Origin of the sequence: Tsuneonella flava (genome assembly GCF_002870965.1) — a bacterium.
In the GTDB taxonomy this organism is placed as follows: domain Bacteria; phylum Pseudomonadota; class Alphaproteobacteria; order Sphingomonadales; family Sphingomonadaceae; genus Tsuneonella; species Tsuneonella flava.
In genome coordinates this window covers 1-18,654 of record NZ_PHSO01000011.1, presented here as the reverse complement: position 1 = coordinate 18,654, position 18,654 = coordinate 1, and the positions used below count along the sequence as shown (strand labels likewise).

The following is an 18,654-nucleotide window of genomic DNA, read 5'->3' as shown; positions in this document are numbered from 1 at the left end:
CGGGTTGCGACCTTCGGTATGGTAACCGACAAGCAAACCCGGAGGTTCCGAAGCTTACTTGGGAGCAAGCACCATCAGCATCTGACGCCCTTCGAGGCGCGGGAACGCTTCGACCTTGGCAATCTCTGCCACATCTTCCTGAACACGCTTGAGCAGGTCCATACCGAGTTCCTGATGCGCCATTTCGCGACCACGGAAACGCAGCGTTACCTTCACCTTGTCACCATCTTCGATGAAGCGGTTCACGTTACGCATCTTCACGTCATAATCATGCGTGTCGATGTTCGGACGCATCTTGATCTCTTTGATCTCCTGCGTCTTCTGGGTCTTACGTGCAGCGTTGGCCTTCTTCTGCGCCTCGTACCGGAACTTGCCGACATCGAGGAACTTACACACCGGCGGATCGGCGTTGGGCGAAACTTCCACGAGGTTGAGGCCGACGTCGGCGGCCTGTTCAATCGCTTCGCGGGTGTACAACACGCCAAGGTTCTCGCCGTTCTCGTCGATGACGCGAACCTTGTCGGACTGAATCATGTTATCAAAGCGCGGGCCGCTCTTTACGGGCGGCGTCATCGAGCGCCGGGGTGGACGGGCTATGGGGCAGTCTCCTGAAATTGCCTGTTTGTCGTGCGGGCTACTTAGTGATTATCGACGGATTCGCAAAGGGGAACACTCATGCGGCTGCACGCCACAGGGGAAAAGTGGCCAGCTTGCCACCTGCCTGCACCATCGCATCGATGCCGGAGGCGGGCTGAAGCGCCTTCAGAATGGCCGGATCGGCGGCATCCATCCCACCGGTGAGCGCGCCGAAAGCAGGCAGGATCATCCGTCCCGACACGCGGCCCTCCGCCACGGAATTGCGCGATACGACCACGCACGAGCGACGGATGCGACGTTCACGCACCGTCAGGTGAAGGCGCGGGTGGAAGTGGCCCGACAGCTCTGGCCGGGTTTCTCCCGGCTGAGCCTGATGGCGCAGGATCATTCCGCCGACATCGAGTTCGGTTGCCAGCGTCCCGTCGATTCGGGGCGGCATCGCTGCATCGTGGTTGCCGGTAATCCAAACCCAGTCGGTCGCATGGGTAAGAGCGGCAAGCATTCCTGCCGCGTGCGGTTCCAACCGGTCCGGTCCGGCGGAGTCGTGAAAGTTATCCCCCAGCGTAAATACTCGCCGTGCGCCGGTTTCACGAATTGCCAGTGCCACCCGCTCCAGCGTTTCCCGGCTATCGTAAGGGGGCAGCATTTGCCCGGCGTGCGTGGCGTAAAAGCTGGCTTTCTCCAGATGCAGGTCCGCCACCAGCAGCGCCCGTTCGCGCGGCCAGTAGAGCGCATTTGTCTGGCATAGAGCGAATTCTTCGCCGCAGAACGAAAAGGGAACCATTTGAGCCTCTTGCCCCAGTCGCGCAGGCTTGGCAAGGATGTCCGCATGACCGACTGGACACCCTATACCGCCCGCGCGAAGGATTGGTTCGAAAGTCTGCGCGATCAGATCTGCGCCGCTTTCGAAGCGATCGAACGCGAAGCGGGATCAGACGCTGCGTTCGAATATACCCCCTGGCAGCGCGAAGAAGAGGGCAACGAAAGCCCCGGTGGCGGTACGCGCGGCGTGATGAAAGGCAAAGTGTTCGAGAAAGTGGGGGTCAACGTCTCGACCGTTCACGGCAATTTCGCGCCCGGCTTTGCCGATACGATAAACGGAGCGAGCGAGGAAAACCCCGGTTTCACCGCGACCGGGATCAGTCTGGTGGCGCATATGGCCAATCCGCATGTGCCGGCGGTGCATATGAACACCCGCTTCCTCGTCACCGGGAAGGCGTGGTTCGGGGGAGGGGCCGATCTCAATCCTCCGATCCCGTATGACGACGATACCGAACAGTTTCACGCAGCCTTCCGCGCCGCCTGCGCGGGGCACAATCCGACATATTACGACCGTTTCCGCAAATGGGCGGACGATTACTTCTTCATTCCCCACCGGGGTGTTTCGCGCGGAGTTGGCGGGATATTCTACGACCATCTCGAATGCGATGGCGACGATGGCGGTGTTGCCGCGTGGGAACGCAATTTCGCGTTCACGCAGGACGTCGGCAAGGCATTCCTCGATGTGTATCCCAGGATCGTCCGTCGCCGGATGGGCGCGGAATTCACGCCAGAGGACAAGCGCACACAGCTCGAATGGCGTGGGCGCTATGCCGAATTCAACCTTGTCTATGATCGCGGTACGCTGTTCGGCCTTAAAACCGGCGGCAATATCGATGCCATTCTGATGAGCCTGCCCCCCGAGGCAACGTGGAGCTGATGCAAACGGCACCAACCGCTTGCCCGTCCGTTGATATCCAGACCGCCCGATAGATCGGAGTTACTGATGCGTTTTGCCATTTCCGCAGTTGCCTTGTTGCTGACCACCACCGCCTGCACCACCGTTCCGATGGAAGGGAATATCGACAGCGCGCGAACCACGCCGATGGTTGCGCCTGTCCTGACGACGCCTGACGCGCTCGACACTTCGACATATGCTCAGCCGCAGGTGGCGCGTGTGACGCATGTCGATCTCGATCTCGCGCTCGATTTTGCAGCGAAATCGGTAGGCGGCACGGCGACTTTGTCGGTGCTTGCCGCCCCTGGCGCGAAAGAGCTGGTGCTCGATGACAAGGGGCTGACGATTGCCAGTGTGACGGACGGGCAGGGCAAGGCGTTGCCGTTCACGGTCGGAAAGTCCGATGGCGAGAAAGGCGCGCCGCTGACCATTCAAATTGGTCCCGGCGGTGAAAATCGGACTGTCAGGATCGCGTATTCCGCCAGCGATGCAGACGCGCTGCAATGGCTGTCGCCGGAACAGACGGCGGGTGGCAAATATCCGTACTTGTTCAGTCAGGGGCAGGCGATCCTCAACCGCACATGGATTCCAACGCAGGATAGCCCCGGCATTCGCCAGACGTGGCGCGCACGGGTGACTGCGCCGAAACCGCTGACTGTCGTCATGTCGGGCCTTAAGGTCGGTGAGACAGAGGATCTGGGCAATCGTCGCGCGTTTACGTATGAAATGGATAAGCCGGTCGCACCCTATCTGATCGCGGTGGCGGCAGGGGATATTGCATTCCGCCCGCTTGGCCCGCGCACAGGGGTTTGGACCGAACCCAAAGTGCTCGACGCAGCAGCCAGCGAACTGGCCGATACCGAAGCGATGGTGAGTGCAGCAGAGAAACTCTACGGCCCCTATCGCTGGGGGCGGTACGATATGATCGTGTTGCCGCCCAGCTTTCCTTATGGTGGGATGGAAAACCCGACGCTGACATTCCTGACCCCGACATTCATCGCCGGTGATCGCAGTCTGACAGGGCTGATCGCGCACGAGCTGGCGCATTCGTGGTCGGGAAATTTGGTCACCAACGCCGTTTGGGGCGATGGCTGGCTGAACGAAGGCGTGACGAGCTATTTCGAAAATCGCATCGTAGAGGAAATCTATGGCAAAAAGCGCGCTCAGCAGGAGGCATCGCTCGATTACACAGCGATTATCGAAACACTTGATCGCGTAGGCAGCGATGCGCCCGGTACGGCGCTGCATCAACCTGACGGAACCGACAGCGCGGGCAGTGCGATCGTATATAACAAAGGCGCGGCATTCATGCGGACGCTGGAACACGCGGTGGGCCGCGAACGGTTCGACGCATGGCTGCGTCAATGGTTCGACAAGCACGCGTTTCAGCCCGCCACATCGCAGATGATCTACGACGATATGCTGGCGCATCTCGTCACCAGCAAAGCTGAAGCGGACAAGCTGAAGCTGCACGAATGGATTTTCGATCCGGGCTTACCTTCCAACGTGCTGCGACCTGACTCTGCTGCGTTTGCAACGGTCGATGCGTCTGCGAAGGCATATGCCGATGCGGGCACAATTCCGGGGCGGAGCACGTGGGACGGCTGGACATCGGCGGAGCGCCAGCGCTTCCTGCAAAGCCTGCCGCAAAAGCGCAGTGCGGATCAACTCGGGGCTCTCGACAAAGCGCTGGGCCTCTCCGCGAGCGGAAACAACGAAGAGCTGTTCCTGTGGCTCGATCTGGCGCTGGCCAATCGTTTCGATCCTGCGGTTGAACAGGCGGATCGCTTCCTCTCGCATGTCGGGCGGACAAAATTCGTCCGTCCGCTATTCGCTACTTTGATGGAGCAGGGTGAATGGGGGCAACCGATCGCCAAGCGCATCTACGCCAAGACAAGAGCTGGCTACCATTCTGTCACACAAGCCTCGGTCGATAAGGTCGTGCTGAAAGACTGATCTTTCGACCGTTTAGGCGGCGCGCGCGCAAATAGTTGCGGGCGCGCCATCTTTCCGCTTGCTCTCGTGCGAGCAATTCGCACATCCTATAGGCAATGTTGCGTCAATACGAACTGGTCGAACGAGTCAAAGCCTACGATCCCGATGCGGACGAGGCCGCGCTGAACCGCGCCTATGTCTATACGGTTCAAAAGCATGGCAGCCAGAAGCGCGCCAGCGGCGATCCTTATTTTAGCCACCCGGTCGAAGTTGCCGGGTTGATGACCGATCTCAAGCTCGATCAACAGACTATTATCACGGCACTGCTGCACGATACCGTTGAAGATACGCTGGTAACAATCGAAGATATCGAGGCAAATTTCGGGAGTGAAGTGGCCCGACTGGTCGATGGCGTGACCAAGCTGTCCAAGATCGAAGCGATGCCGGAAAACGAACGCGCGGCTGAAAACCTGCGTAAGTTCCTGCTGGCGATGAGCGAGGATATCCGCGTACTGCTGGTCAAGCTGGGCGACCGGCTGCACAATATGCGGACGCTGCACTTCATCAAATCGCCGGAGAAGCGACAGCGGATCGCGCGCGAAACGATGGATATCTATGCCCCGCTAGCAGAGCGGGTGGGTATGTATGAATATATGCGCGAGATGCAGTTGCTGGCATTCGAGCAGCTTGAGCCGGAAGGCTATCGCACCATCACGGGGCGGCTGGAGCAGATCCGGGCTCAGGATGGTGGGCAGGTCGATGCCATTGCGCTGGAAATCAAGCAGGCGCTGTCCGCAGCAGGGTTGCAGGTTGAGGTGTCGGGACGTGAAAAGCATCCCTATTCGATCTGGCGGAAAATGGCAGAGCGCCACGTCAGCTTCGAGCAGGTTACCGACATCATGGCGTTCCGCGTTATCACGCACGATGTCGACGATTGCTATCGTGCGCTGGGTGTATTGCATCGCACCTGGCAGTTCATTCCGGGGCGGTTCAAGGACTACATCTCAACCCCGAAAACGAATGGTTATCGCAGTCTGCACACTGCGTTGATCTATCAGAATTCAATGCGGGTGGAAGTGCAGGTGCGAACTCGTGAAATGCACCGCACCAACGAATTCGGGCTCGCGGCGCACTGGGCCTACAAACAGGGTAATCGTCCTGATGGTCAGGTCGGCTGGCTGCGCGACCTTATCGAAATCGTCGATGCGAGCAACGACCCTGAAGAGCTCCTAGAGCATACCCGGCTGGCAATCTATCAGGATCGCATTTTCGCGTTTACACCCAAAGGTGCGCTGTTCCAGTTGCCCAAAGGTGCGACAGCAGTCGATTTCGCCTTTGCAGTGCATACCGATCTCGGCGCGCAGACCGTCGGGGCGAAGATCAATGGGCGGCACATGCCGTTACGCACGCCGCTCAACAACGGCGATGTGGTTGAGATCATTAAGGGGAAGAGTGCGGAGCCGCAGCTTTCGTGGCTCGGCTTTGTCGTCACGGGTAAGGCGCGGGCTTCGATCCGTCGTGCGGTGCGGATGAAGGAACGGGCGGAGATCGCCGCTCTCGGGCAGCAGTTGTTCGATGAAATCGTGGCGCAGATGCCTGCCAAGATCGGCAAGAAGGCCATCCGCGAGGCGCTCGCGCGGCTTGAGCTGGAAGACGAAGAAGATCTGATGATCGCCATCGGGTCTGCCAAATTGCCCGATCGGGAAGTGATGGAAGCGCTGATGCCGGGAAGCACAGCACAATTGCCGGAAGTTGAGCATCGTCCGCGTCAGGAACGGGCTGTTTCGATCCGTGGCCTGACTCCCGGTGTAGCGTTTACACTGGCCGAATGCTGCCGCCCTGTCCCCGGCGACCGCATCGTTGGCCTGCGCCGTCCCAACGAGACGGTCGAGGTGCACACCATCGACTGTCTCGAACTGGCGAACGGTGTCGATGCCGATTGGGTTGATCTTCAATGGGGCAAACGTAGTCAGGGTGCAGTCGGTGGCATACGGGTTACGCTGTACGATCGCACTGGCACTCTGGCCGAAATGGCATCCATATTCGCCAAAGGGCACGCGAACGTGGTGACCCTGTCGCAAACGCAAACCGAAAGCCCTTTCGTTACTTACGAAGTGACTGCTGACTTTACCGATCTGGCGCATTTGACACGGACAGTCAGTGCCCTTCGCGCGAGCGATGCGGTGGCGCAGGCAGATCGGATTTAAAGCGATGGGAATTGTCGGTCTCGATCATGTGCAGCTTGCCATGCCGCGTGATGGTGAGCCCGAAGCGCTGGCCTTTTATGGTGCAGTTCTGGGACTTGCCGAGGTGCCGAAACCGGCAGACCTTGCGAAACGGGGTGGGTGCTGGTTTGCCGGAGATAGCGTAAGCATCCACCTCGGCGTCGAGGAACCGTTTCGCCCCGCCCGAAAAGCGCATCCTGCATTGCTGGTCGATGATCTTGCTGCGCTGCGGGAATCTCTGGCTGGGCATGGAATTGACTTTTCGGAAGGATCTCCGCTGGATGGCTATGTGCGTGGCGATATCTGCGACCCGTTCGGCAATCGCATCGAATTGATGCAGAAGCTCTGAAAACGTCTGCGTAATCATATGCGTATTGCCTTGTTCGAACCTGAAATTGCCGGAAATGTCGGTGCGGTGATGCGCCTCGGTGCGTGTATGGGGACGGCGGTCGATCTGATCGAACCAATGGGCTTCGCTTGGGATGACCGCAGAGTTCGACGCGCGGCGATGGATTACATCGATCACGTTTCAGTGACGCGCCATAGTGGCGTGACGCCGTTTCACGCCTCGCTTGGGCAGAGCAGGTTGATCCTGTTCACGACCAAGGCAAGCCAGTCGATCTACGACTTCGCGTTCGAAGCGGACGATGTGCTGTTGTTCGGCAAGGAAAGCGCCGGAGTGCCGTACACCGTTGCCCAATCATGTCATGCGCGGGTGCGTATTCCGATGCGCGCCGAAGTGCGTTCGATGAATCTCGCGTCATCGGCTGCGCTCGCGCTGGGCGAGGCATTGCGACAGACGGGCGGTCTGCCGGGTTAGATTCCGCCGATTATTGCTCCCCGGCTATGCGTCGTACTGGCACAGGTGCGTTGCAGATATCTACACCGCCTGCTGGCACGATGAAAAACGGATCGCGCCGGTTGGCCCGCGCATCGACATAGCGGGCAAACGTCATGCTGTCGGTATCGAGATATGCGAAACGCGGTTGTTCGTTCGCCGGTAAGTCGCTTGCGAGTCGGATACTCTCAATCTTTATGTGCATCGTCGGGTCTTCATAAAATCCCAATGCACCAGTGCCGCGGGGGAGGCTGGACAGATTCTCCATTCCTTCGATAACGCGGCCCACCAGAGCGATGTTCCGGTCGAGGTGGCGTGGTGCTTGCCCGATCACCGTGTACAGTTCCGCGCCGGTTCCGGCATCGGGCGCGTAATTGCGGCCTACTCCAACCATCCCATAACAATGGACCGGCCATGCGCGCATCGCGCTGATATCCATTGCTATGGGCCAACCCTGGCGGAAAGTTGCGCGCGGAGCATAGGCGTCTTTCGCCAGAGCTGTATTGAGCAGCTCATTTCGTTCGCCGGATATCCTCCTCATATCTGAGTAGGGGCATTTATGCCCCTCTCTGCAAGTTATTATCGGTGGCGGGGCATCTTTGGGCCGCGGCAGCGCGGCGATGCTTACAGTGTAGTCAGCTCCGCTGGTGGGTGTCAGTCCCGTAGGCAGAGCTTTCGCCTTTGCGGCGTCTTCGCCATTCGGATCGCCCCATTGGACAACGTAATTGTCCTGAACCCGAGTAATGGCGAGGCCATCCCACCAGCGATCATGGGCCAGTGTGCGGATATTGGCGATCCATGACTTGCTGAACGGGCGAGGCATCAACTGAATAACAACGTGTCGTGCTTTGCCCTTGGCGTCCGGGGCAAGTGTCATAACCAGCAGGTCGCTTGCCGGGATCGGCACCCAATCGCTCGGCGGCGCCTGAGCGACGATTTCGCTCGGCCCGGGCGGGGCAGACGAATCGGATTCAGTCGCCAGAGACGGGCTGGTAAGCTGGAGCATGAAAAGCGCAGCGAGTGCAGTGCGAATGAGCATCCGTCGAATGTGCCACGCCTGCCCGTAAAGACAAGGTTTAGATCTGTCGCGCCTGTTCCTCCAGTGCATGCATATCGGTGTCAGATAGTCCGAAATGATGCCCAATTTCGTGGATCACGACATGTGCGACGAGGTGTTCAAGGTCTTCGCCATTGGCAATCCATTCATCGAGAATCGGCTGCCGAAACAATCTGACGCGATTTGGCATCTGGCCACTGTCCGAAATGCTGGCGTCGGTCAGCCCGATCCCTTCGAACAGTCCGGTCAGTTGATAGGGATCGTCGATGCCGAGTTCGGTCAGCGTTTCCGCGTCGGCAAACTCCTCCACTAACAGGACAATATCGCCCAGGTGATCCCGAAACGGAGCAGGAATCCGATTCAATGCAGCCAGAGCGATTGCTTCGAATTCGGCCGGGGAGGGTGGTGTGCGGAACGTGCCTGTCATCGTTGCCGTGACTAAACTGGATTGTGGTGCTTGTCAGCGCCCCTCACTGCCGCTAGGTGCCCGCCTTCAGCCGATCAGGCATGCGGAGCGGTGGCCGAGTGGTCGAAGGCGCACGCCTGGAAAGTGTGTATACGGTAACCCCGTATCGAGGGTTCGAATCCCTCCCGCTCCGCCATTTGATATAAAACCGGAACCGCCGGATGCCGCTGACCTGTAATAAGCCGGGCAGTCAAAGAGCGGTAGCGCGCAACCATTTCTGGCTTGGCAATCTTTATTTACAAATGGAAAGTCCACCGGAGCCTGTGACACCCGGCGTCAAATTGCGATCATCCCTGACTGTAAAGATTGCTTCCTGTCGAAATGTCGGTTTCGTAGGTAGCAAGTTACCGAACAACCCTTTGTAATCATAATAGACTTCGGCAATCATCACCGCCGAATCCGGACCGGCGCGGATTTTGTCGGAGGATTGCCCGACACCGTCGATGGCGGTGCCGTTCAATCCATTCTTGTCGGTGTCGTTGCCATAGGTCGATTCGCGGGCCAGATCACCCCTGCATCGTTGCCATCGGATGTATTGTTTGCCCGTCGCGCTATCCAGTTCGAGGCTCGACAGAATCAGTCGACCGTTATGCTCAAGATCGAAAGATTCGCCCTGCTTCAGGGCGCCGGCCATGATTGAATCGATATCGCTTTCTTTCACGTTGGGGCTCACGCTGCTGTTATCGGTTTGCCCGATACGCGACGCATTATCGGCTAGCGACAGAGCGATCTGACTAACGCGCATGTTCACAGTCGACATATACGCGATTTCGGTGCCGACCAGGCCCAGGGTGATGAACACAGGGAACATAATCGCAAATTCGACCGCGGCTACCGCAGCGGTTTCTGCCACAAATCGCCGCTTCAGACGCGAAAAGCGGCGGCACAGACGTGTGATTTGACCGGCCATTAGTCGCAAGTCCCGGCAGTGGAGCCATATTCGGTCTGGTCGGCGAATGGCTGGTTCTTGCGGACCGCGGATGATGTCAGCGTGCGTTTGGCCCATGATTCCGGCATGAACGGCACCTTGAAGATCGGATCGTAAGTGGCCTTCACCGTGTAGATGACTACATCGTTGGCGCCACCATTGCCGGAGACGCCGATGTCTTCATCCCACGAGCTGTTGCCATTTTCATCGACATAGGCTTCGCCATTGTTGCAGGTGCCGTCGCCGTTGGCATCGTTCCATTGCTCTGCCCGGCCAATATCCGCGAAGTCATAGTAGCTGGTGCGGGTCGACTTCACGTCTACGCCGGGCAAGACATAGGAAACCTGATCTTCCACCATTTGATCGGCCGCACCAATGTCGCCGGTTTCGAGCGAGGAACTGCGCGCGGCCGATTCCACTGCGCCGTTCAGCACAGCGTTACCATAGATCATCTGCCCCAGATCGAGCGTACCGACGAGCATGACAAGAAACACAGGTGCAAGCAGAGCGAATTCAATGATCGTCACGCCGCGATCGTCCGCATGCAATTCGCGCATCCTGCCGGTGAGGCGATGGGTGGCAGGCTCAATCATTGTGTCACCCGCAATTCGCCCACTTGTTTGGCGATTTCCTGAAATGCGTGGTTCAGTTCGTCGGCATCGTTGGCGGTGAAGGCGCTGTTGTCCGACGCGCAGTTCGACAGGTCGTTGGTCAGGCCAGTTGAAAATGCGATCACCCACAAGCGAATGCCCTTCGCCTTCACAGCCTGACATAAAGTGAGAAAGCGGGATGTGTGGCGAGCGGTGAGCACGCTGTTGCCATCATGGCCGGTAACCCGGCGATCGAGATACTCGATGCCATAGGCACTCTGAATGTCCACATTGGGGACCATCGCGCCGTCGGTCATAAAGATCATATGGCGCGACACATTGCCGCCATTGGCGGGGGACTCGTTCACAGTATCTGCAAAGATGCCCTGAGGTGAACTGACGCGTGCGCCCCACAGTATTCCAAGATCGTGGTACGTACTGCCCTCCGCGATGAGAGAATCCGCGTAGTCGTAAAAATCAGACTTGCTCATGGTTTTGAGTAGCTGGGACTTGTACGGACAATACGTGTAATAAGGCTTTTGAGGTTGGCCGTATGAGGAGACATCGGCGCTCGTCGGCGTGTTTGAATCTTCCTTAACGGTACGACGATATGCGACCTCCGGCCACATAGGTGCCCAGCGCGTGTTGTCATCAGATGGGTCCGGCACTGCATCGATGTTCAGATCGAGCGCATCGCTTGGGGTGATGCCTATCGACTTCTCAAACCCGAATTCCGATGCAGGAACTGTTTTACGTTCCTCAATGCAGCCCTCCCATTTGGAAGATACATCGACCGCTTTGCCCCGATAGCCCTCACCCGTCTTTGTGGTGACGGTCTTGAAGGCTTTGTAATCACGAACATCGTATTTCAGCCGCTGATACGTCCAACCCACCTGATTGGGGCCATCGACATACACCGGATCCTGAATTTTATAGACGTGATCGTAAAGGTAGCGCGAGTAATTTAATACAACCGCCACATAATACTTCTTGGTCCACCACCATGCCCCGGAAGTTCGCTCTTCGCACGTGTAACTCTTGCGCGTCTGCTTTTGCGCTGTAGTGGTGGTGGTAACCAGTTGCCCCGCACTATTGACAGATGGGGGATCAGTATTTGTCGTGGTGCCACCACTGTTTTGCCAATTGGTGTCTGCGGGCAAGCTGGCTTTGCAATCGTTGCGATTTTTGTGCTCAGTCGAGCTGTAGTATTGAGTCGAATCTATGATCTCGGAGCTTTCACCTGTTTGGTTGCTGAAAACAGGATCGCCCCAATGGTCGAAAATCCGCTCGTATTGCGGCTTGCGCGACTGAACCCAATAATCGTCGACCAGCCAGTTCGGATTTTTGTCGTATAGCAAGTGCCCGACATTGATGGATGAACTGTAGGGTACAAATGCATAGCGAACGCGTGCATTCGAACCCGATACTGATTTTTGGACAGTATCGTAGAAGTTCTTCATCGCGTCGCGCAGCATGTCGATTTTCTTGTCGCCGCCCCATCCAATTCTATTGTCCATGGATCCGGTGCTGTCGAGCACCATCGTTACGTCACTGTTGCCGACACCCATCGAGGCCGAGCATGAGACGCTGACCGCTAGCGTCTTGAAGCCGAAGATCTGCATGATGACAGATGATATATTGGTCGAAGCCACGCCTTCGATTGTATTACCGTCGTCGTCGGATTTGGAAGTGAAGACAGTGCCAACCGCGTCTTGCTCTGCAGAGTTGAAATTGTTCTGAAAATAGGCCTTCGCCTCGTCCTTGGCGAAATCGTCGAACCCCTTTGTCATCACAGCTTTGCGACCGGCCAGCACGCCCGCGTCGCATGCTGCTTGCAGGCGGGTTTGCGCCTTATAGGCACGGCTCATATCCACGCCGCCACCAATCAATCCGGCTAGGATCAGCAGGCCCAGTGCGCCTATAGGAAGCAGGCTGCCGCTCTGGTTGCTCGTTATCGTTCGCGTTCGCTTGATCCGTGTCGTCATCTCATTGCCCCAACAACAACTGCGACAGGGGATTTGGTGCGCCGCCAGTCGTTATGACGCGCACCCCTGCCGAGCCCCAAACCAGAACCTGGTTCGTGCAATCGTTATTACTGGCAATTCACTAAGAGTTAGTTGACTGAGGTGAATTGCATGCGAGTGATTGATATATAAGGAATATTCTATGTTTTTGGGAGGCTGATCGCCCAATCGAGACATTGTCCGAGCAATTCCGCCGCACTTTCCACTGAACTCAGTGCCTTCTCGAACTGCCCGTCTGGCAAGTGGCACTGACTCTCCCACTCCATCAGCTCGGCTTGGTCGCGTCTTACATCGACCATGTCGAGGCGTATGCATTGTTCGAATTCGGTGATCGACAGATGTCCGGCTTCCACTTTCGCCAAGATCAGCTCAACTCGCCTCTCAACATCTTCATAATAATGATCAAACCGTTCAGCTGGAAACGATTGCTCTGATTTTGCTGGAGAGACAGCATCCGTAAGAACGGGGTCCTCATCACTTTGCGGGGCTTCCGGTTCGGTCCATTTAAGCCGCTGGAGCCGTTGGGGGCTGACGACGACCTCTTCCTCATCCTTTTTCCTGCGTTTCGATATGCGCTGGAGCAGGACGGTAAAGTTTGCCAGTCTGGGTTTGGGCAGGGGTGGGAGCTTGGGTAGCCAATTCAAGGTACCTGATTTCCGCAACAGGGCAAAAACGATGTACAGAAGCGCACAAGCCAGCCCGGCGACAATCAACTGCAGTTGATTAAGTGACATGATGGCCTTTCGCGCAGGGAAGGCGGAATTCCGTTCCCCATTTTCACAACTGATCAAAAACCGGATCGGTGGCCGGAAATATCGAAAGAGTGTAAATGCCAGGTTTCGATCAGCAGCGAGGCGTGCTCAGTTGATTTTCGTCTGGAATTTCACTGCCATCGTTGCTCCGCTATCCAAACTGTCAGCGGTCATCGTGATATTTGCGCCCTCTATCGAAGCCCCGATCGGATCGCTCTCATCGGCACTGGAACTGTCATCATCTTCCGCAGTTGTGGCGCTGACACATGTTACTCCCGATGTCATGCTCCCGGAAACATAGGTTAACTCATCTGGAATGCTGTCGTTTGCACGAATATTGTTTGCGACAATGTCGCCGGTATTCTTCACCAGAACACAATATTCGACAGTCGCGCCAGGAATCAGCTTTGGGTTGTTGGTCCCGTTGATTGGATCATTTAAGATTCTGCTGGTTTTGCTTGTCGCCAGCGTGGTGGTCGGGCGACAGAACAAGATATCGTGAATGGCAATACCCTGTTGCCCCGGATTGGAGGGGGCGAGTGAATAATTGCCATATCGGATGATTATCTGATCGATCGACTGGTGGAATGTCACAATCACATTGCCGTCAACTGCACCGTCAGAAGACAATCCATCTCCATAAGCACTGTTGCCAATTACATAATTGGTGGCGCCATTGGTTAGCGTTGGGATGACTGCGGCCCCCTGATACAGCCCTTCAACTTCGACGTAGTCAGCGAATTGCCCGTTCCAGTAGTCGACATCGGCAATCATGAATTGCGCGCCCCGCATGACCGTAGGCAAAGTGATTTGCGTGACGACCTGTGCGTTTCGGTTGGGCAAGTCGACCCATTCGAACAGCAGTCGTTCGCCTACCTTCCCGCCATTATTGAGCGTTTGAAGGGCAGGTGCTTGCCCTCCATACGCCCGATCGCTCAGCCAGTCTCCGGGATTGGAAATCTGGAAACCGATTGGGCCGATTACATCGAGCTGGAAAAAATTGTTGGTGCTCCCCGCTGCCCAACTCTTTGAGTCCCAGTCGAACAGAACCGAGCCCGCCGGGCAAGTGAGAGCGGGAGCTATGCCAGCTGCCCGCGTTCCAGCGACAGTAAACGTGGTGCTCGCGTAATCATCCTCGGTGGTGGCGCCGTTACCAGAAGTGGAATCGCTATCGGGCCCGTTGCTGGTTATGATTTCAGCGGAATTGGTAATTGGTGCACCGGGCGTGGCGCTGATTGTGCCGGTGATATCCAGCGATACGTCTTGTCCCGGTGCGATCGGCTTTCCGACACGCCAGACATTGCTCTGCGGATCAAAGGTTCCCGTCCCGCTGGCGGAAGAGAAAGTGAAACCTGCGGGAAGATAGTCTTTTACCGTAACCCCACTTGCCGAAAGGGATGAGCTCGAAGAGTTGCTGACAGTCAGGCGCCAGGTAACCGATCCACCATTTGTTGGAATACCCGAAACGCGTGTTTTGCTGAGAGAGAGATCCGCACCCGGTGCGTCGAAGGCGAGGGCAGATATAGCAATCTGCTGACTTTCGGGTTGAGCGGCATCGAACCAGCCAGATGTATCGCTGTTAAAGGTGATCCGTATCCGTTTTACAGAAACGTCGCCGAAGTGGAGGTCAAGTGTGCCGCTGGTCGAGGTTTGATCAGACGTTTGCTCGCCGATGAAAGTCGATCCCTTCTGCGTGATGGCGCTTCCTGCCGACCACAGCGAAGAGCTATTTGTAATACTTTGGAAGGATCCACTTCCGGTATCATATTCGACCATGACGACATCACGAAATGTCGTGCCCCACGAACCAACAGAGCCGGTGCCGCGGTTGATGTCGTTGATCGAAAAACTCAATCCGGTCACGGCACGACCGACTGTAATTGTGGTTACGACTTTGTCGGCAGGATCCCAGCTGTCGTTATCAAATGCGATCAACACACCGCCGGAGCTACTTCCGAAGCGCCCTGACGAATACGTAAGAAACGAATTGTCATAGACGGGCACGAAAGAGCCGCCGTTGGTTGTTGTGGCGTAACTCAGCGCAACGCTTGTCCCATCGCTCGCGATTGTTGTGGTGGGGTTGGGCACCTTTTTGCCATTCCCCACCCCCGCGCCTGACCAGCTCATGGTGCTGGACTGGGCCGACGCGGTGGAAGGCATCAGAGCGGCCAGCGTTACCAATAGGAATGCGGCCAGCGATTGAATTTTACGCATAAAGGTCATTGGTTCCGCCCGAGGCCGAGGAAGGAGAAGCTGTCGGGATCAAACTTCATCCGGATAGAGGCATAGAACCCCTGATCGGTATTTCGCGCAGCCGAGTAGTCGTGATCGTGAAACCCGGTGATGTTGTAACCAATCGATATCAGCGCATCTTTTGTCGGGACCAGTCCGATTTGCGGCCCAAACGAGAAAGTTGTGCTGGCATCGTCGAGGCTGCTGCGAATAGTCGCGCTGCCGCCAATCGAGAGGTAATCTCCAACTCCAAACCGGGCATCAAGCCCTCCCAGAAATGTCGTGCTGCCGACATCAACGCTGTCGAACCGGTCGAAGTTGTAACGTGTGCCGATAAACAGGCCGACTTCCGTGCGGCGAACAAGGTGCCCATTATCGTTTTGGTACGGCGTCCAATTGGTTGAGAAACTGGCGAGCAGTCGTTGTGAACGGGCATTACCATTGATGGTAAGTGCTGTTGTTCCGGCCATTCCAGCATCGCCTTCTATGGCATTTTCTACGATGTCGCTGCGATATTCCAGCTTCCCAAGCATGGCGACTTCCGATTCAGCCGGACGATAGGCGAGCGATACGGCGGCATCCATCACTTGAGTGCTGGTTCCTCCAACTCCCTCAGCGCTCGTCCATGTGAGGCCCGAACCAACCACGACACCTTCGCTCAACTGCCGCAACAAACCGGCTGTGAGTCCCTTGCGGGTAGAGAATTCCGCATCGCGGTATTCCCCACGGGTCGTTGCAGCCCACGGGCCATCGCGCCACGATGTCCCCAGAGTTATCGCTGTAAAGTCTTCGAACTGAGCGTCGGTGCTGTCGAGGCGCCCGCCGCTTGATGCGGGGTAACCGTCGTTCACAAGTTGCGAGAGATCGCCGCCGGCCAGGGTCCGGTTGCCATCGATCGTGGCATTGACGGAAAGTGTGCGCGTAACAGGCACGTTCTGCGCCATTCCGAAGGCGGCATAAGTGCGTTTGCCCTGTTCGGAGATATCCTGTCGGCCCAGCGTGCCAAGTATGCGGGAACCTAGCCAAGGGCTTACTTCGACACCGCCATTAAATGTACGGGCCTTGATTGTATCGCCATCGGCAATTTCGTAGCTGCCGACAAGGCGGAGCCACTGCGTCAGTGAATAGCGCGCCAGCAGGCGATGACGTGCAGGCAAATCAATCGATTCGTCTTTGTCGATTGCAATGCTGGTCGATGCGCTGACTTCAAGTTTGTTGTCGAGCAGGTGGTGCGAAAGTGCGCCTTCTAGCAGAGTGGATTTGGCTTGGGTGTCATCGGCCAGAGTGTCAGCCATATGCGCGAGACCAAGGCGTATTTCACTACTGTTGGTACGATATCCTGCAGTGATCTGTGCCGCCTGACGGCTGCTGTCGTCCGCGAGGCTATCATCATGCCAGGTGCTACCCGTGAGTGAGAAACGCTCCGTGATGGCATAGCGGGCGTCGATGCCGAATTTGCGACGCCCCAGTTCGGCCCCGGTTTGCTGGCCGGTTCCATAGTCACTGTCGAGCGAGCGCGCATATGCCAGCACGTCGAGATCGCCAGTGCGGTGCTCCGCTTCGATCAGCCATGCGCTGGCATTTGTGTTCGCAGTGCGGCTGGCCCCGTATTCCGCTCGAATTTCAGTGGTGCCGTTGAAACGAGCACGAAGATCGATTGCGCCAAGATCGGTGCGGTCCCCATCACCTTTGTCGGTAAGGCCGGTTACGCCGATCCGCAGTATATCTCCGCCAATGGTGTAATCGGCGCGGACACCCGCATTCATGGCGGAATTCCCGCTGGTGTCGTCGACTTCGTAATCGATGACGATGAATTGCGGATTGAGGTCGAAATCGCGGCTCAGCACCGGTTCTTTAAAGCTGATCGTTCCGGCCAGTACGTCGATGTCGTAATCGATATAGCGGGTCAGTTCCTGACGCTTGATCACGATTTCAGAACGCAGGCGATCGCGCACTTCGATAGCGACCCGTTCGGAATTCACGACGATATTGCGGTTGCTGAGACGATAGGGGCCGGTCAGGCCGTTACCCTGGATCTCGTCGTGCGTATAACGGGTTGCGATTTCAGCGGCGAAGCCCTGTGCATGTAGCGCGCCAAAGCGCCCCTCTGCCTTCGCGCCCGCTGCTGTACGCTGGTAGCGACCCAGCACCGTCTGGTCGAACCCGGTCATGAAATCGCCATAGAGCGCATAGAATGTCGCTGTTTCGATCCGCAGGTACAGTTTTTCACGGCTCGATGCATCGAACTGCCGGTCGCTGCCATCGGCATAAACGGTGTAATAGGCGTTCGGATCGATCGTCCCGAGCAGGCGCTGATCGTCCTTCTGTTTGGCGCTGTCGTATGCCAGTGTCACCAGAAAGCGGCCCAGAACACGGCCTTTGGCATAAAGCGCAACACGGGCATCATCGCCCAGATCGCTGTCAAAACTGCCGGTGCGTTCCATGTTGTCGGCGATTGATTTTGCGCCGAGCGATCCTTCGGCAAGGCCAATCACCGTCCAGTCGAGATCGCCGGGCACGATCCATCCATCCAATTCCCGCTGGCGCGAGATGTCGCGGTCGGTGAAGCTGAACGATAGATGGAGTGGCCCGCTGACCATCGTTGGTGCGAGTTCGATCAGCGCAATGCCGTCGTCGCCCTTAATCACCCAATTGGGCGAGGCGGTGCCCTGACCTGTGAGCTGGCGAAGCTGCATCTGATCGAGCATTGCGGCGCTTTGATAAGGGGCGTTGATAGTGACGCTGCCCGATACACCCGAACGCACCGGGCGGCCTTGCCGATCGGTCAGTCGCACGGCGATCATCGGGCGGCTTTTACCGTCTGCCACCAGATGCGAGCGTTCGGTTACGAGTTCGGCATCCCACGGGGCCGAAACGAAAGCGACGTCGCGGCTAAGTTCGGTTGAGACAGAGCCGTCACCGCCGCGGACAACGGCAGTGAGGTGAGTCGTTTCCTGTCCCAGCGGAATTCCACGCCAGATCGTGACGGCGTAGGTTCCCGTCGCAGACACCTTCGTCCCATCCAGTGCATATTTGTCGACTGGCTTGCCATTGGCCATCAGTTCAACCGTTTCGTCGGCACGATGGCGGATTACGACGCGGATCGATGGTGCCCGCGGGTTGTGATCCACTTCCGGAAACAGGAATTCGGTTGGACCATCACCAATTGCCAGCCAGTCTGTGTCGGCACCCGCAGCTTGCTGATCGGTTTGAGCGGCGCTGGTCGTTGCGAAAGTTGATTCAGCCGCACCCGCTGAATCATTGGGCGAGTGTCCCCCGTCAGCGCCTATGGC

14 protein-coding genes, 1 tRNA gene and 1 pseudogene are annotated in these 18,654 nt (G+C 57.2%); 6 read left to right on the top strand and 10 right to left on the bottom strand.

Annotated features, from left to right (window positions below):
• Positions 1–54: 54 nt before the first annotated feature.
• Together infC and pdeM are read right to left on the bottom strand one after the other, a co-directional pair.
• Positions 55–573, bottom strand: a complete 519-nt coding sequence (gene infC, locus CV013_RS14585) for a translation initiation factor IF-3 (RefSeq protein ID WP_102156435.1) — start codon at positions 571–573, stop codon at positions 55–57.
• Between the two features lie 100 nt (positions 574–673).
• The gene (gene pdeM / locus CV013_RS14580) at positions 674–1,381 is read right to left on the bottom strand and encodes a ligase-associated DNA damage response endonuclease PdeM (protein ID WP_102156434.1); all 708 of its coding nucleotides are present in this window, start codon (positions 1,379–1,381) and stop codon (positions 674–676) included.
• 45 nt (positions 1,382–1,426) lie between these two features.
• On the opposite strand from pdeM, the gene hemF reads away from it, so the two are divergent.
• From hemF to CV013_RS14555, 5 genes are all read left to right on the top strand, one after another.
• The gene (gene hemF / locus CV013_RS14575) at positions 1,427–2,296 is read left to right on the top strand and encodes an oxygen-dependent coproporphyrinogen oxidase (RefSeq protein WP_102156433.1); all 870 of its coding nucleotides are present in this window, start codon (positions 1,427–1,429) and stop codon (positions 2,294–2,296) included.
• Between the two features lie 66 nt (positions 2,297–2,362).
• Complete coding sequence (locus CV013_RS14570) at positions 2,363–4,270, top strand: M1 family metallopeptidase (RefSeq protein WP_102156432.1); 1,908 nt, start codon at positions 2,363–2,365, stop codon at positions 4,268–4,270.
• Between the two features lie 95 nt (positions 4,271–4,365).
• Entirely contained in the window at positions 4,366–6,456 is a 2,091-nt protein-coding gene (locus CV013_RS14565; RefSeq protein WP_102156431.1) for a RelA/SpoT family protein, read from the top strand.
• The gene (locus CV013_RS14560) at positions 6,428–6,823 is read left to right on the top strand and encodes a VOC family protein (RefSeq protein WP_328587413.1); all 396 of its coding nucleotides are present in this window, start codon (positions 6,428–6,430) and stop codon (positions 6,821–6,823) included. The genes CV013_RS14565 and CV013_RS14560 overlap by 29 nt, the downstream gene beginning before the upstream one ends.
• Before the next feature lie 18 nt (positions 6,824–6,841).
• The gene (locus tag CV013_RS14555) at positions 6,842–7,294 is read left to right on the top strand and encodes a tRNA (cytidine(34)-2'-O)-methyltransferase (RefSeq protein WP_102156429.1); all 453 of its coding nucleotides are present in this window, start codon (positions 6,842–6,844) and stop codon (positions 7,292–7,294) included.
• Between the two features lie 10 nt (positions 7,295–7,304).
• Here CV013_RS14555 and CV013_RS14550 read toward each other — a convergent pair whose 3' ends face one another.
• Both CV013_RS14550 and CV013_RS14545 read right to left on the bottom strand, forming a co-directional pair.
• Entirely contained in the window at positions 7,305–8,351 is a 1,047-nt protein-coding gene (locus CV013_RS14550) for a peptidylprolyl isomerase (RefSeq protein WP_102156428.1), read from the bottom strand.
• A gap of 37 nt (positions 8,352–8,388) precedes the next feature.
• On the bottom strand, positions 8,389–8,796 hold the full coding sequence (locus CV013_RS14545; protein WP_102156427.1) for a metallopeptidase family protein: 408 nt from the start codon (positions 8,794–8,796) through the stop codon (positions 8,389–8,391).
• Positions 8,797–8,880: 84 nt separating this feature from the next.
• Between CV013_RS14545 and CV013_RS14540 the strand changes: the two genes are divergently transcribed.
• Positions 8,881–8,971, top strand: a tRNA-Ser gene (locus CV013_RS14540).
• 96 nt (positions 8,972–9,067) lie between these two features.
• Here the strand turns inward: CV013_RS14540 and CV013_RS14535 are convergent.
• The 6 genes and pseudogenes from CV013_RS14535 to CV013_RS14510 all read right to left on the bottom strand — a co-directional run.
• Positions 9,068–9,745: a TadE/TadG family type IV pilus assembly protein gene (locus tag CV013_RS14535; protein ID WP_223805389.1), complete on the bottom strand. Its 678-nt coding sequence runs from the start codon at positions 9,743–9,745 to the stop codon at positions 9,068–9,070.
• Positions 9,745–10,356 carry a TadE/TadG family type IV pilus assembly protein gene (locus CV013_RS14530; protein ID WP_223805390.1) on the bottom strand — a complete coding sequence of 204 codons (612 nt, stop codon included), beginning with the start codon at positions 10,354–10,356 and terminating at the stop codon, positions 9,745–9,747. The genes CV013_RS14535 and CV013_RS14530 overlap by 1 nt, the downstream gene beginning before the upstream one ends.
• Positions 10,353–12,338, bottom strand: a complete 1,986-nt coding sequence (locus CV013_RS14525; RefSeq protein ID WP_102156426.1) for a Tad domain-containing protein — start codon at positions 12,336–12,338, stop codon at positions 10,353–10,355. Before CV013_RS14525 ends, CV013_RS14530 begins: the two co-directional genes overlap by 4 nt.
• Before the next feature lie 179 nt (positions 12,339–12,517).
• The gene (locus tag CV013_RS14520; RefSeq protein ID WP_102156425.1) at positions 12,518–13,111 is read right to left on the bottom strand and encodes a hypothetical protein; all 594 of its coding nucleotides are present in this window, start codon (positions 13,109–13,111) and stop codon (positions 12,518–12,520) included.
• A gap of 126 nt (positions 13,112–13,237) precedes the next feature.
• Complete coding sequence (locus CV013_RS14515) at positions 13,238–15,289, bottom strand: DUF11 domain-containing protein (protein WP_198591885.1); 2,052 nt, start codon at positions 15,287–15,289, stop codon at positions 13,238–13,240.
• A 59-nt stretch (positions 15,290–15,348) separates the two neighbouring features.
• Positions 15,349–18,654, bottom strand: a pseudogene (locus CV013_RS14510) (hypothetical protein); the annotation flags it as partial.